Origin of the sequence: Halovibrio salipaludis, assembly GCF_002286965.1 — a bacterium.
GTDB classification, from domain to species: domain Bacteria; phylum Pseudomonadota; class Gammaproteobacteria; order Pseudomonadales; family Oleiphilaceae; genus Halospina; species Halospina salipaludis.
Genome location: NZ_NSKD01000002.1, coordinates 392,931 through 407,857, shown reverse-complemented (window position 1 = coordinate 407,857; position 14,927 = coordinate 392,931). Strand labels below are relative to the sequence as shown.

General features: G+C 53.2%; 13 protein-coding genes. All 13 read left to right on the top strand.

Features of this window, described 5'->3' with window-relative positions; translation table 11 throughout:
- Window positions 1-83: 83 nt before the first annotated feature.
- The 13 genes from CK501_RS06600 (at window position 84) to CK501_RS16695 (ending at window position 14,925) form a co-directional block, all read left to right on the top strand.
- Window positions 84-713: an XrtA/PEP-CTERM system exopolysaccharide export protein gene (locus CK501_RS06600; RefSeq protein ID WP_233128855.1), complete on the top strand. Its 630-nt coding sequence runs from the start codon at window positions 84-86 to the stop codon at window positions 711-713.
- 23 nt (window positions 714-736) lie between these two features.
- Window positions 737-2,272, top strand: a complete 1,536-nt coding sequence (locus tag CK501_RS06595; protein WP_095616949.1) for an XrtA system polysaccharide chain length determinant — start codon at window positions 737-739, stop codon at window positions 2,270-2,272.
- Entirely contained in the window at window positions 2,269-3,165 is an 897-nt protein-coding gene (locus CK501_RS06590; protein WP_198949417.1) for a P-loop NTPase family protein, read from the top strand. Before CK501_RS06595 ends, CK501_RS06590 begins: the two co-directional genes overlap by 4 nt.
- A 79-nt stretch (window positions 3,166-3,244) precedes the next feature.
- Entirely contained in the window at window positions 3,245-4,471 is a 1,227-nt protein-coding gene (locus tag CK501_RS06585; protein ID WP_158223070.1) for an outer membrane beta-barrel protein, read from the top strand.
- Window positions 4,472-4,474: 3 nt separating this feature from the next.
- Window positions 4,475-5,356, top strand: a complete 882-nt coding sequence (locus CK501_RS06580) for an XrtA system polysaccharide deacetylase (protein ID WP_095616947.1) — start codon at window positions 4,475-4,477, stop codon at window positions 5,354-5,356.
- Between the two features lie 2 nt (window positions 5,357-5,358).
- Window positions 5,359-6,516 (top strand): glycosyltransferase family 2 protein, encoded by a 1,158-nt coding sequence (locus tag CK501_RS06575; RefSeq protein ID WP_095616946.1) that lies wholly within the window; start codon window positions 5,359-5,361, stop codon window positions 6,514-6,516.
- Window positions 6,517-7,641, top strand: a complete 1,125-nt coding sequence (locus tag CK501_RS06570) for a glycosyltransferase (protein ID WP_198949416.1) — start codon at window positions 6,517-6,519, stop codon at window positions 7,639-7,641.
- Window positions 7,638-8,912, top strand: a complete 1,275-nt coding sequence (locus CK501_RS06565; protein ID WP_143421398.1) for a phenylacetate--CoA ligase family protein — start codon at window positions 7,638-7,640, stop codon at window positions 8,910-8,912. The genes CK501_RS06570 and CK501_RS06565 overlap by 4 nt, the downstream gene beginning before the upstream one ends.
- Window positions 8,913-9,079: 167 nt before the next feature.
- Window positions 9,080-10,084, top strand: coding sequence for a sugar-transfer associated ATP-grasp domain-containing protein (locus tag CK501_RS06560; protein ID WP_158223069.1), 1,005 nt, complete (start codon window positions 9,080-9,082; stop codon window positions 10,082-10,084).
- 116 nt (window positions 10,085-10,200) lie between these two features.
- Window positions 10,201-11,085, top strand: coding sequence for a glycosyltransferase family protein (locus CK501_RS16705; RefSeq protein WP_143421397.1), 885 nt, complete (start codon window positions 10,201-10,203; stop codon window positions 11,083-11,085).
- 363 nt (window positions 11,086-11,448) lie between these two features.
- Window positions 11,449-12,759, top strand: a complete 1,311-nt coding sequence (locus CK501_RS16700; RefSeq protein ID WP_143421396.1) for a hypothetical protein — start codon at window positions 11,449-11,451, stop codon at window positions 12,757-12,759.
- A gap of 5 nt (window positions 12,760-12,764) precedes the next feature.
- Entirely contained in the window at window positions 12,765-13,790 is a 1,026-nt protein-coding gene (locus CK501_RS06545) for a polysaccharide deacetylase family protein (protein WP_095616941.1), read from the top strand.
- 4 nt (window positions 13,791-13,794) lie between these two features.
- Entirely contained in the window at window positions 13,795-14,925 is a 1,131-nt protein-coding gene (locus CK501_RS16695; RefSeq protein WP_143421395.1) for a glycosyltransferase family 4 protein, read from the top strand.
- Window positions 14,926-14,927: the final 2 nt, after the last annotated feature.

Here is a 14,927-nt window from a genome sequence, read left to right as displayed (position 1 = left end):
TGCATTTCACCGAAAAGGCCAGGGTCCATCTGCCAGAATCACGCTCCGGTCAGAATGGACAATCACGGTTACGGAGGTGCAGCGTGCGACGTCTTGGTGTTGGCCTGCTGGCGCTGGTACTTCTGCTTATGGCGGGGTGCTCGGGGACACCCTATTCTTCCCAGAACCGCATTCAGAAAGCCCTTGAGCGCGAATCCGAGCCGGTCGAGCAGTACCGGATCGGACCTTCCGATACCCTCAGGATCGTTGTCTGGCGTAATGAGGACCTCAGCGTCCAGGTCCCGGTGCGCCCGGACGGCCGGATCTCCGTTCCGCTGGTGGGCGATGTATCCGCCAGTGGCGAAACCCCGGAAGATCTGGCGGGCAAGATTGAGCAGGGTCTGGATCCTTACATCCGCCAGCCTGAAGTCAGTGTCATCGTTACCCAGATGGGCAGCCACGAATTCAGCCACCGGGTCCGGGTGACCGGCGCTGTGCGCCAGCCCACGTCCCAGCCATACCGAGAGGGTATGACGATCATGGATGTGGTGCTGGGCGCCGGCGGACTGAACGAGTTCGCCAACGCGGATTCCGCCACGCTGTACCGGCAGCTTGAAGACGAGGTTGTGGCAATTCCAGTGGATCTGGACGCCATCCTGAATGACGGGGATATCCGCACCAACCATCGGCTGATCCCCGGCGATATCATCACGATTCCGGAACGCCGCTTCTGATGCGCCACTGGAGGTAATCATAAATGGCATTGCCACTGTCACGTCTGCCCTTTGAAGTGCTGCGCGAGCTCCGTAACTATCGCTGGGCGGCGGTGGGGCTTTTCGCACTGGTGAGCTTTGCGGTTCTCGCTGTTGGGTTTGTCTACCCATACCAGTACCGCTCGGAAGTGGTCATCTTCGTGGACAACAGCAACATCATCCGACCACTTATGGAAGGGTCAGCGGAAATTACCGGTATTTCCGACCAGGCGTCCTCGGCGAGGGAGCTGCTGTATTCACGTCGTGTGCTCGAGCGCCTGCTGAAGTCCGAGCGCATCTTCAAGGAGAATATCAGCCAGATGTCCACTGAGCGCCTCGAAGGGCTGTATTCAAGGCTCAGAAGCAACATCAGCGTGGTGGCCCAGGGAGACAGCTACCTGTCCATCCGGTATCAGGACACAGATCCCAGGGAGGTGTATCTGATTGCGCAGCGGCTGGGCCAGCTGTTCCTTGAGGAAACCAACCGGCGCAAGCGTGAGGAAAGCCGCAGTGCCTATGAGTTCATCGACAAACAGGTGAAGTCCTACGAGCAGCAGATCAGCGACACCGAACAGAAGCTCAAGGAGTTCCTCTCGCGTAATGTTGAAGGTACCGAGCAGGAAGCCAACTCCCGGATGGCCAGCATCCGCAATGATATCGAATCGGCTGAGCTGGAGCTTGAGGAGCTGGAAGCCCAGGAACGCTCTCTGAAACAGCAGATCGAATCACTTACCAGCAATAATGGTTCGGGCAGCCAGGGGAACGCAGCCGCGGGTCCTCTCACGGAGCGTATCAGCCGTATGGAGGACCGCCTGGATGAGCTGAAGCTGCGGTATGAGGACTCCTACCCGGACGTGGTCAGCCTGGAACGTCAGATCGAGGAGCTCAAGGAACGCCGTTCCAACAGTCAGCTGGGACAGGTTGAGCCGGTCGGCGAAGGCGGGCTCATGTTCAACCCCGTTTATCAGGAGCTCAAGACCGACCTTTCGCGCACGCAGACCCGTCAGGAATCGTTGCGGACGCGCATCAGCGCGCTCCAGCGGCGTCTGAGTGCCCAGGAAGACCGAATGGAAAAGATCCAGGAGAACAAAGCCGAACGGTCCGAACTGACACGTGACCTTCAGGTAAACCGTGAGATCTTCAACGATCTGCTGAAACGGCGTGAACGGGCGCGGGTTTCCATGCACCTGGATGTTGAGGGACAGGGCCTGTCTTTTCAGGTCCACGAACAGGCACGGTACCCACTCAATCCCTCAGGGCTCCAGTTTGAGACCTTTGCCTCCGTTGGCTGGCTCCTGGGGCTGATGGCACCCCTGGGGCTTCTGGTGGGCGTCCTTCAGATCGATCCGCGGGTGCGGAGTACGGAGCAGCTCCGGGATGCCCTGGAGATTCCTCTTCTTGGAAGCATCCCACAGGTCCGTACGCCCTATGAGCGGCGACGGGAGAAGCGAGGCTACTTTGTCATGGTCGTCTGTGTGATTCTGGTCGGCAGTGCATATGGAGCCGTCGTGTTCCTGAAGATGACAGGAGTGCTTGAATGAGCGAATCAGGGCAGGGGTCCGGCGATCAGGACCGGGATCTGGCACCGAGGACGGAAGGCGAACCGGGGAAGGATGCCCATTTTGACCGGGTACCGCCGGATGCCACCGCAAAGGGCGATGGCGGCCCCCACGCGAGGCGCCAGAGCCATGGCACCACCAGTGACGGCCATGAACTGGTCAGTCGGCGGGGTGACCTCACGGAGAAGATCCAGGCCAGCAAGCAGATCACCAACATGCAGGAACCCCGGCGCCTGAACCGGGATGATCTGGATGAGCGGCGCATCATCTATCCCGAATCGCCGGACAGAAACCTGGTGAACCGCTTCCGTCAGCTGCGGACCCAGCTTCTGGAAGTCAGCAACAACGCCAACTTCTCGCTTGTGGTGACTGGAGCAGAGGAGGGTGCCGGCGCCTCGTTTGTGGCGATCAACCTGGCGGCGGCCTTTGCCTTCGACCAGTCCAAGACCGCGCTGCTGGTGGACTGCAACCTGCGCTACCCGAGCCTGCATTCGCTGCTGGACATCATGCCGGACGCTGGTCTGACGGATTTCATCGAGGACCCGGAATACGACATTGGCCGAATCATCTATCCGACGGGGATTCCCCGCCTGCGCCTGATTCCCGCAGGCAGTCGGCGTGAATCGCCCTCGGAATTCTTCACCAGCTGGCGGATGGAGGAATTCATCCACGCCATCCGTGAGCGTTACCCGGACCGGTTCATCATCCTGGATACGGCCAGCATCGCGGATTCTCCGGATGCCCGGATCCTTACCGAACTCTGTGATTACACCATGCTCGTGGTTCCCCACGGCAAGGTCACCACCACCCAGGTGGAAAACGCCGTTGGGGGCATCGACCCCAACAAATTCGTCGGAGCCATACTGAATGCCTGATCGGACCCTAAACGGTCCCGGTTCAAGGAGGAACGGAACAATCAGAACGCTTTTCGGTGCAGTCCTCACACTGTGGCCCATGGCGGTAGCGTGGGCGGATCCCGCCACCGTGGACGTGTTCGCGAACACCCGGTACTCGGACAACATTGATAAGCGCGCCTCGGGTAGCGAAGAGGAAGACTTCGAGCACCGGGTTGGGATCGGGATCAACAAGCAGACCGGGCCGGGAACCTGTGAAGCCGCGATTGGAGGCGACATGGCGTTTGTCACCTACCAGCGGGGGACTAACAGCGATGAGGTAAGCGCGGACCTGGACGCCTCCGGCAACTGCCAGCCCAACCGCAACGTGCGCTGGAGCGCGCGTGGCAGCATCCGTGACGTTCGCACCACTACCCAGGCTCCTGATTCCCCGAACAACCGGGAACGCCGCAACTTCCTTGCAACCGGGCCGAGTTTCATTGCGTATCCCAGCCGCCGGGATACCCTCACTCTGGATATGGAATACCAGATGACCCGCTTCCAGGAATCCACCGAGGATGACAGCGACCGCGTCGTCACCACCGGCCGCTGGCAGCACCTGTTCACCCGTAACCTGAATGGTGGACTCGCCGCCAGCCAGAGCAACATTGATTATCGTCAGACCGAAGAGGAACTGGTGCGCCGCAGCGCCAATGGCTTCTTCAACTGGCAGCGTGGCAACGGCTCCTGGAGCGGCGAGCTGGGTTACTCCTGGCTGGAGAGCGAACAGGGCCCGCTCGTGAACGATACGGAAGGCGCTACCGGTCAGCTGGCGTACCGCCACCAATGGGGGCAGGGTACCAGCGCCTTCGCCGAGTTCCGGCGTTCCATAACGGACGTTTCTTCCGAGGTCGACCTGCGGATCCCAGGCCTGGATTTTAACCTGACCCAGACCTCCGCCGTTGTTGTCACAGCCTTCACGGTTGGGGCGGGGCAGCAGTGGACGGAGCGCACCCGGAGCGATCTCAGTGTTTCCGCAACCGAGTCCGACTACGAGGCATCCGGAACCACCGAGGAACGCCTCAGCAGCGAGCTCTCCGTCAGCCACCGGCTCATGCAGAACCTCACAGGGCAGGGCAGCGCGGGGTTTGCCCGTGAGACGTTCGGCCAGAACAGCGAGGATGAGCGCGACACAGTGCGGGCCCAGCTCGGGCTGGATTATCAGCGGACGCGGGACCTGACCCTTAGTGCAAGCATTGGCCACGAGACCCAGTCCGCCGAACTCCCGGGCGCTCGTGAATACGACGAAAACTGGATCCAGTTCGGCGTCCGTTACAACCTCAGGTAACCCATGACCCCAACACCCAATGCCCTGACCATCGACGTGGAAGACTACTTCCATGTAGCGGCGCTCTCCGAAGCCATCAGCCCGGACGACTGGCCGAATACGGAATACCGGTGCGAGGCCAATACGGACCGCATCCTGGAGCTGTTCGATGCCCACCACGCTCGTGGCACCTTCTTCGTGCTTGGCTGGGTGGCGGACCGGTCACCAGCGCTGATCCGGCGTATCGCGGATGCGGGCCACGAGATCGCCAGCCATGGCTACAGCCACCAGCTGGTCTATAACCAGACGCCGGAGGTCTTTCGCGAGGAGACCGTCCGCTCCAAGCACCTCCTGGAAGACATCACCGGCCAGCCAGTGACCGGCTACCGTGCCGCCAGCTATTCCATCACCAACGAATCACGCTGGGCCCTGGACATCCTGGCCGAGAGCGGCTTCACCTGGGATTCATCGATCTTCCCCGTGCGCCACGACCGCTACGGCATGCCCGGCACCTCACGCTGGCCGTACCGCCTGACCACGGACAAGGGCCATGAGCTGGTCGAGTTCCCCCTGAGCACCCTGCAGTTCGGCAGCACCACCGTGCCCATTGCCGGCGGCGGCTACTTCCGCCTGTTCCCGTACTGGTTCAGCCGCTGGGGCCTGGGCTCGCTCAACCGCCAGGGCCGGTCGTTCATCTTCTACCTGCACCCCTGGGAGATTGACCCCGGCCAGCCCCGGTTCAACGTCAGCTGGTTCTCGAAATTCCGCCACTACAACAACCTGGAGAAGTGCGAGGCCCGCCTTGAAAGTCTCCTCCAGGATTTCGATTTCACAACCGTCACCGACGTCCTGACCCGGAACGAAACCACCCCCGTAGGAGCGTGCTCCGCACGCGATCAAACCTGACCATGCTCGAATTCCTCTTCTGGCTTTCAGCCTTATTGGTCGCCTACATCTACACAGGCTACCCCGCACTGACCTGGCTCCTGGCCCAGCTCCGGGATCGGGATGTAAAGGCCGACAACCACTACCAGCCCACGGCCTCCATCCTCATCGCCGCCTACAATGAGGCCGACTGCATCGCCGCCACCCTGGAGAATAAGCTGGCGCAGGATTACCCAAAGGACCGCCTTGAGATCCTTGTCATCTCCGACGAATCCGATGACGACACCGACGCCATCGTTGAACGTATCGCGAAAAACGCGGATATCCCCATCCGGCTCTTCCGCCAGAGCCCACGGCAGGGCAAGACCGCCGGCCTCAACACCCTGGCCCCGGAGGCCAATGGCGAGGTCATCCTTTTCTCGGATGCCAACTCCGAATGGGCGCCGGATGCGGTACGCAAGTTGCTGCGTAACTTCGCGGACCCAACAGTGGGCTACGTCACCGGCAAGATGGTCTACACCCAGGCCGACGGAGCCCTCATGGGCGACGGCTGCAGCGCCTACATGAAGTACGAGAACTGGATCCGCGCCCAGGAAACCGCCATGGGCTCCATCGTGGGTGTGGACGGGGGCATCGACGCCATGCGGCGCTCGCTCTACGTACCGCTCAGCGCGGATCAGCTGCCGGACTTCGTACAGCCGCTGAAAGTGGCCGAGCAGGGCTACCGCGTGGTTTACGAGCCTGAAGCACTGCTGAAGGAAGAGGCCCTGGACGACGCCGAGAGTGAATTCGCCATGCGCGTACGCGTTTCCCTGCGCGCCATCTGGGCACTGTACGACATGCGCCAGCTGCTGAACCCGTTCACACACGGGCTTTACGCGTTCCAGCTGATTTCACACAAGGTACTTCGCTACGGCGCCTTCATTCCGCTGGCCGTGCTTGTACTGGTTTCCACCATCCTGGCGGACGCTGGCGGCTTTTACACCCTCGCGTTCTGGGCCCAGGTTGCCTTCTATGGCCTCGCGTGCGTCGGCCACCGCCGCCAGGAACGCAATCAGTCCCTGCCTGCTGTCTACGGTGTCCCGTACTACTTCACGCTGCTCAACTTTGCCTGCTACAAGGCGGCAGCGGCCTTCTGGCGCGGGGAGAAGAAGGTTATCTGGAATCCGAGGAAAGGGTAGTTGGGCCTGAAGGTACTCCACCTGATCGACAGCGGTGGCCTCTATGGCGCGGAGAAGATGTTGCTTGCGCTGGTCAGCGAACAGATCAAGCAGGGCCTTGAGCCCATGATTCTCAGCGCAGGGGAACCGGCGATCGAGGAGAAACCACTGGAAGCCGAGGCGCGTCGACTGGGGTTACCGATAACACCGTGGCGCATGAAGCCCGGGTTAAACCTACCGGAAGCCCGGAAGATCATCACCTGGGCCCGGGAGCAGGGCTATGACCTGATGCACTCCCATGGATACAAATTCAATATTCTGGCTGGAATCTGGCCCCGCCGGATGCGCTTGCCCCTGGTCGCGACACTGCACGGCTATGTGCGTGCGCCCCGGTTCACGAAGATGTGGCTGTATGAACTGATGGATCGGTTGGTATTACGGCGTATGCAGGGGGTGATCCTGGTTAATGAACCCATGAGAGTGGAGCTTGAATCCGTACTCCAGGGGTCGAAAGCCCATGTCATCCCGAACGGCGTTGATATTGCCGACATAGAGCGCCGGGCAGAGGAAGAACCCGCTTCGGACATGGGGCATTTCCTCTCCACCCACTCTCCCGTGATACTCGGTGTCGGCCGTCTTTCCCGGGAGAAAGCGTTTGAGCGCCTGATTGAAGCATTTGCGGCCATCCGAGATCACTATCCCCAGGCAGGGCTCCTGGTCGTGGGTGAGGGTAAGCAGCGGGGTGAGCTGGAATCTCTGGTCCAACAGTACAGCCTCGACACAGATGTCCTGATGCCGGGATTCCAAGAGAACGTCCCAGCCCTCATGGCCAGGGCAGATGCCCTTGTGATCCCCTCCCGGACAGAAGGGCTTCCCATCACCCTCCTTGAGGCCATGACACTGAAGCTGCCGGTCATCGCGTCGGCCGTTGGCGCTATGCCTGAGGTACTGGAGAACGGGGAAAATGGTTGGATTGTGCAGGAACCATTCCCTGAAAGCATCAGGGATTCACTGCACGAATGCCTGAAAAATCAGGAACCAAGAAGTTATAAGGTCCAAAAGGCGTATCAAAAAGTACATCGGATCTATTCCTCAAGGGCCATGGCTACCGCCTACAGTGACATCTATCAACAGGTGGCTGGTTGATGCGACTCATCCGGAGCTTTCGGTGCCTGCTCGCCCGTAGCCTGTTTCTGGCCATGGGCCTGCGCATAGGCTATTGGCGAAAAGCGGTGGAACGCGCCTGGGCCATGGAATCCCGGGAAGAATATCTCGAATCAATCCTGAAGAAAGTGGCCCCGAGGGATGCAAACGGCAACCCGGTGAAAACGTACGCCGAGCTTAAGACGGCTCCAATCCTCACCAAGAAGGCATTCCGCCACTCAGCCTCCAGGCCCAACAAGTCCGCCGTATTCCACCGCCACACCGCCGGCAGCAGCGGGGACCCAACCAGCATCTGGCTCAATCGCCAGGAACTCGGGCGTATGCTCGGCGTTCGCGATTACTGCTACCGCCACTGCGGCATCCGCGTGGGGGACAGGGAAGGGCGACTCTGGGGAAGGCCTGAGACGGGATTAAAGAGCCGAGTAAAGAATTTCGTGCTCAACCGCCGCGTATTCCATACATCCGGCCGTAATCTGGAAAAGGAAATCCAGGAGCTCATCGAATGGCGCCCCGATTACCTATATGGCTACGCTTCCCTGTTGATGGAGTGTGCACGGCAGCTGAAGCAGAATGGGCAGATGGTGCCAGGCCTGAAGTGTGTAATCGTTACGGCGGAAACTATTCTCCCAAGCCAGAAAGAACATCTGAGCCGTATCTTCCGGTGCCCCGTGCACGAGGAGTATGGCGCGTCGGAATTCGATATCATTGCCTTTGAATGTCGCTCCGGTCATCGCCATCTCGTGAATCCGTGGCTTCTATTAGAATCAGGCCCGGAGGAACAGGCTCTGGTGACGGATGTTTCCCGGTCCAGTCAGTCACTGGTGCGCTATGAACTGGGCGACATCCTCCAGCTCAGTACCGTGGATTGTCCGGGTCTCGGGAGCACTCAAATCATTTCTCTCCTTGAGGGACGAACGAGTAACCGCTTTGCTTTTACGGCGGAAAATGAGCGATTCCATGCAGTCGAATTCGCTTATGCGGTTGATCAGTACCAGCAAAAACACGGTGATCTGTTCCAGTTCGTCGTCACCCAAGTCCGACCCGGGGTCTTTGGATTAGTGTGTAGCCCTGAGCCCAAGGAAGGTACCGTCTCGGTTGCCAAGGATATTGAGATGGCAATTCAACGTAGCGCAGGTTATGAAGTGAAAGTAGAAACACAGTCAGGGTTGGAACGGCAAGGGAAGACGTCCTATTTCGTTCAGACGATTAATGCGACTAATAGTGGTGCAGCAATGGGGGCAGTTGGATCGTGAGAACGAATCGATCAATACTGGAGGCACAGTATGAAAACCTTACGCATTGGGCTAATGCCATTGGCTATCATATCGTTCCCATTCTAAGGCGCTGCCTCCGTTTCCTGGCGCTTCCTTACTGCTATTCGAACATCAACTGGGATATCTGCACACGTTCCAGAGTCGGTGTGTGGCTGGATTTTCTTTATATATTTTTCGTGCTCAAGTATTACCCTGATAATTACAGTCCCTGTCGTCTCTGGGAAAAGCCGCGTTCGGAGTGGAAGTATTATTACGGTTCCAACTATGATCCCTATCAACGGAAAAAGCTCCAACGGGTCGTACAACCACCGGAATATGAGATCCTCTTCAAGGATAAATGGATTACAGATGCCCTGTGCCAGCATGCGAACATCCCGACACCGAGTATTCTTGGAAAGATCAAACCTAGTGAGCCTTTCCAGGAACGCGTCGATGAATTGTTCAATTTGCACCAAAACCTATCAGAGCTGATTATCAAGCCCGTCGACGGGAAAGGTGGTGGCGGCGTCGTATATTGCCAAAGACAGGATGCCAAAATCCGGTATCTTCAGGGGCAAACTGAGATTGATCTCAAGGGAGTGCTGTCAGAACGCAATTATATTGTCCAATCCTTCATCCAGCAGCATCCAGCCATCACGCGGATTTCAGGATCCACAAACACGGTTCGAATTGTCACGCTACTCCAGGATAATGATGAGGTTTTGGTTATTGGTGCTTATATGCGATTCGGAACTGGCCAAAGTAAGGTTGATAACCTGAGCCAAGGGGGACTTTGTGTTCCAATTGATCCCAAGAAGGGGAAACTGCGTCAAACGGGGAGTGACCGGAAAAGCCGGCTCTACTTTGAGCATCCGGATTCCAAGATAATGTTTGAGGGGGTCGAAGTTCCTTTCTGGGAGAACGTGGTTGACCTTGCGTCAGATGTGCAACGGTACTTTGAGTGTTATCGGTTGCTTGGGATGGATATTGCGATTGCTGAGGACGGACCCTTGTTAATAGAAATTAACTCCAGCTATGACAACGTTGATCTTGAACAGGCCACAGGGCCAATCCTTAGATCCGAACCCGTTGTGAAAGCTTATTCTCAGTTGGACCTTCTAATTAATCGGCACCAAAGGGATATTCTCGATGAATATGGAGTAACGCAGTAATGCGCCCAATTTGCTGGATAACGTGGGAGGACCATCGACGGTCAAGGGAACTGGCAAAACGCCTAGAAAGCGAATACTTGGTTATTAAGGCCGGTGGACCCAGTGGCATAAGCCATATGTTGCTGGCACTCAAAACGCTTGGGACATTATGGAGAAAACGCCACCATATAATTTTTGTTCAAAACCCTTCGAGAGTCCTGGCTGCAGTAGCCGCTCTTTTCAAGCTAGTTCTGCGTTACCCTTTGATTGTTGACCGACATACCAATTTCCGTCTGGGTAAAGGGTTCTCCCTAAATCCAGCCATATGGTTTGTTATCATCTGCAGTGAATTTAGCCTGCGTGTAGCGGATTTAACAATTGTCACTAACTCCTACTTAAAGGAACTGGTAGAGAGAAAGGGAGGACGCGCATTTATCCTAACTGACCCCATTCCAGAATTCCCTTTAGCAGCCGAACCACGACGAAACACCGACAGGTTTACCGTGTTCTACGTCTGCACATTTTCACACGACGAACCCTATGAAGAGGTTATTGGTGCAGCGAATCTTTTAGATAACTCTGTTACTGTTCAAATCAGTGGTAATTATCGGAAAGTAGGCCTAACTCCTACTGCGATGCCGGACAATGTGGAACTGACAGGGTTCGTCTCAAATCAGGAGTATGACGAACTACTCGTCGCGGCTGATGCCGTAATGGCGCTTACCTCTGCAGAATGGTGCCTCGTTTGTGGGGGCTATGAAGCAATAGGAGCCGCTAAACCACTGATCACATCTGCGACGGAGACGCTGAAAGATTTTTATGGTGAGGACGCGACTTTCACCGGCCACACTCAGCAAGAAATTGCTGCCGCGATTGAAGACGTTCGAGAGCAAGGGATGTCTCTGTACGAGAGAGGCTTGAATATCAAAAAGGTCCGGAAAGAAAGTTGGGCCCGAGATTTCAATGAGCTACAAGCGTACGTCAGTGCTTTATCTGGTTTATCTTCTGCAACTGGGTCCTGATCAACCGTGCCCTTTTACAGTTGATGACACAGGTTGCCTCTTCTGACACTGCGCAACCTTTCGAAACAACAACGAACTCCTGGGGAACGAAAAATTTCCATAAGTGCTCGGGCTATACGACAAAACCTGTAAAATAGCGTAAAAGGATGAGGCTGATCGCCTCCGTGGCCAGGACCCCTCAGAATTCTGTTTGGAGAAGTTTCAGTGCAAACCTATATATTTGATTCCAAACCAAAGAAACGGTCTTCCGTATACAGGTTAGCTCTCGTCGCAGCGGTTACTATCACTATGGGAAATGCGGCTTTAGCGGCGCCTACCATAAGCTCTATTAGCTCTAAAGATGGTGATAAGTTGGATAATGGCATGAGCCTGACGATCCAGGGATCGGGCTTCACGACAAAAAGTCAGGAGGCAACCGTATTTTATGACCACGCTGATATCGCTTGGGAAAATGGGGTAAAGAACGAACATCAGTCCAGTTTTGATGATATGGAGTTGATCAAACGTCCCAACGAAGATCCTGAAACGATCTGGGGAAAACCCAGCCTGCCGCCATCTGATGACAAATTCAATACCGGTATGAGAATCACGAAACAACGTCCCGGAAGAACTGTTTTTAGCCAAGCGCATTACTACGCGAAGGGTAACAATAATTTTTTAGGTTGGCCGACTGTTATTGGTGGTACAGACGTAAATAGAGAAAGCAGAAAGACATATATTTCATATTGGTTCAAGATGCCCTTTGATCTTGCTAACTACTATGCAATACCGGGCGACGAAAACTCCGATCAATTTAAAAGCAATGGTTCAGAAGAATATGGTGAATCAATAGAAATTGAAGGAGTTAGCGGGCAAGGAAAATTGATCTCATACGAATCAAATTTAGGAGACGTACCCCATGGATGGATTTTTTTTGAACCCCCAGAAAACGTAACCCGAAACGATGAGATGAAAGGTAAGACGATTACAGGGGTTAATACCGGTACCCAAGTAAGATTCCCGGATTCGCCGTCTTTAGGAAAGTTTGATGATAATGGTTACTTAAATCCGCGAGGTAAGTATCTTCGCTTTTGGTCTGATAACGATGGGTACAGGTATTCTCTTGGCAATGTTGGCTTAGCTGGAACAGGGGAGAGTATTTGGCTAAATGAATTCGATTCTAAATTACCTGATCCCGGGCGATGGAATAAGTTTGAAATCGAAGTCTCAAAACCTGATTATAAAAATAATAAAGATCCAGAGATGAGGATATTTCTTAATGATGAGCCTTACATGATTGGGGATAAGGAGTGGCAGGAAAGCGTAATTGACGAAGGAATTAGTGACCCAAAAGCGATCTCTATAGCTCTTTTGGGTATTAACGATTTTATGCCCGTTCCTTTTACTACCGAAATAGATGACATCTATATGGATTTAGATTTTAATCGGGTATTGCTGTGTTCAGCTAGAACTATTCAGTCGGTTCGGGATGGTAAGGGGAATTGCGAACCTCAACTGATAAAATCTTGGTCAGCAAATCAGATTGAAATCCAGACATACTTGGGAGTCCTGCAATCAGAAGCAGGTGTCGTCTATGCCTATGTCTTCGATTCAGAGGGCAACCCCAATAGTGATGGGTATGCTATTGAAATATCGTCCCTCCCGAGTGAACCAAAAAACTTTGAAGTTCAATAATATTGATGCTTAACCTTTCCGGGCTTATCAAAAAAATAGGGCCGTTATTTGGCTATCGCGTGGCTCATTCTCTAACGCGTCCCTATCCTAGGATTCTGATGTATCATCGCTTTTCTGAGGATAAGAAAGAGGGGTATATATGTAAAAAGACGCTTAGCACCCAACTAGACTTGTTGATGAGAGAGACGGAAATAGTTTCTCTAGGCGAATTAATACTTAATTATAAGAACCCAAATTTCTTAAAAAACCGCAAAAAGCCAGTATCAGTAATTACTATCGACGATGGTTATAGGGACTTCTATAATATTTTCTATCCACTCCTTAAAGAAAGAGATATTCCTGCCACTTTTTTTGTCGCTACAGCTTTTGTTGATGGTGAGAGATGGCTTTGGCATGACCGGCTTCGGTGGTGTATAGAGAACAAGCCGTCTGGCATAACTTATTTTAAGTGTGGCGAGCTTTTTATTGACGCTAATAAAACCCCGAAACCAGATGATATATGGAAAAAGCTGGTTAGTCGGCTTTTAGAGCAGAACGGAAAATCAATAGAAAATGAAATAAATAAATTAGCTAAACAGTTTGGGGTAAGCATTCCAAGCAGTCCCCCAGAGGAATACGCCCCTGTAACCTGGAACGAAATACGTGATATGGCTCGCAACAAAATAGAAATTGGTGGTCATACGGTAAACCATTACAGTCTCGGACAATTGACGGATTCTGAGATTCATACTGAACTCAATGAATGCAGTAAAAGAATAGATCAAGAGACAGGCAAAAAGCCTATTTCTTTTTGCTTTCCTAACGGACAGCCTCAAGACGTTCCAGAAAATCTTAACGATCATTTTCAGAAAACGGATTTTAAAGCCGCAACGGTCGCGTTTTATGATTCACTCGGTATTTCTGACGATTATCAACTAAGGCGTCATGGAGTGGGTGAAGACTTTTTCGCATTTAAGAAAACCGTTTACGGTATTGATTGGCTTGGAGCACGATTATTAAACCGTAACAGCAAATTCGATTGGGGTTGTTAGAGCTTTGAAACCTAAAATCTTGGGAGTGGTTCCTGGTCTCGAATTTCAAAAGCGGAAAGGCTCGGCTTTTATTCGGATTTTTCAAGAGCTTGAAAGAAAAGGTCGGTTGGCAAGTTTGGTCGATGTGAGTCTTCCAAAGCCATTGAAGTGGGCATTATTAGCCCGGAACTTTTCTTGGGACTTTCAGGTTTGGAATACAAGAAATCAGCTTGATGTTTTTAGATACAACCTAGCTAGCAGGAAAGCAAGGAAAGCTTTAGAAAATGTTGATCAAGAATTTGATGTAATCATTCAAGTTGGCTCAAATATAGATATTTCTAGTTTTTCTGAAAAAGAAGGTAAAAAGTGTTTTTCTTTTCACGACAACAACGCTATTAGTTATATAAATCAACTTCCTTCAGACGTAGTTGAGAGCAAAATAATTCATTCAGCGCTAGCCTTTGAAGATCAAGTTTACCGTAAAAATAACGGTATTTTTTCAATGAGCCGAACGCTTGCTGAGTCTTTTGTTCAAGATTTTTCAGTTCCCAAAGATAAAGTTCATTATGTGGGATTTGGAACTCCGTTTGAGGCTCAAGATATCGAAAGCAAAAATTATAATTCAAAGAAAATACTTTTTGTCGCTACTCATTCATTTGAAAAAAAGGGAGGCGAAACAGTTCTTGTTGCGTTTCGCAAATTGCGCCAGTGGATTCCTGGAGCCGAGTTGATCCTGGCTGGGAGGGAATGGGATATACGCGAAGAAGGCGTTACTGTGATCGGTTTTTTGGATAAACGCGTTAAGGAAGACTTTGAGGTGTATAAAGCTTGTTTTGAGTCAGCGTCGGTTTTTGTTTTGCCTTCTCAAATTGAGGCTTTTGGAGAAGTATTTATAGAAGCAATGTCGTATGGGCTACCCTGTATCGGGTCAACGCAGGGTGTTATGCCGGAGATAATTAGTGGCAATAAGGCTGGTGAAGTAATACAGCCTAATGATAGCGAAGGGTTAGCAAGACTGCTTTTTCAATGGCTGTCCTCGCCCTCCATTTTAAAAGAGAAGGGGAGAGCCGGTTATTTAGCTGTAAATACAGAATATACTTGGGAGAATGTTTCTAACAGAGTTTTGGATGTTATAGACTCTTCATTTGAGAACTAAGA

Bases quoted from the DNA above. Each gene is read 5' to 3' on its own strand.
- CK501_RS06590 (WP_198949417.1), top strand. From the start codon at position 2,269: ATGAGCGAATCAGGGCAGGGGTCCGGCGATCAGGACCGGGATCTGGCA.
- CK501_RS06595 (WP_095616949.1), top strand. From the start codon at position 737: ATGGCATTGCCACTGTCACGTCTGCCCTTTGAAGTGCTGCGCGAGCTC.
- CK501_RS06575 (WP_095616946.1), top strand. From the start codon at position 5,359: ATGCTCGAATTCCTCTTCTGGCTTTCAGCCTTATTGGTCGCCTACATC.
- CK501_RS06545 (WP_095616941.1), top strand. From the start codon at position 12,765: ATGCTTAACCTTTCCGGGCTTATCAAAAAAATAGGGCCGTTATTTGGC.
- CK501_RS06580 (WP_095616947.1), top strand. From the start codon at position 4,475: ATGACCCCAACACCCAATGCCCTGACCATCGACGTGGAAGACTACTTC.
- CK501_RS06585 (WP_158223070.1), top strand. From the start codon at position 3,245: ATGGCGGTAGCGTGGGCGGATCCCGCCACCGTGGACGTGTTCGCGAAC.
- CK501_RS16705 (WP_143421397.1), top strand. From the start codon at position 10,201: ATGTTGCTGGCACTCAAAACGCTTGGGACATTATGGAGAAAACGCCAC.
- CK501_RS16700 (WP_143421396.1), top strand. From the start codon at position 11,449: ATGAGCCTGACGATCCAGGGATCGGGCTTCACGACAAAAAGTCAGGAG.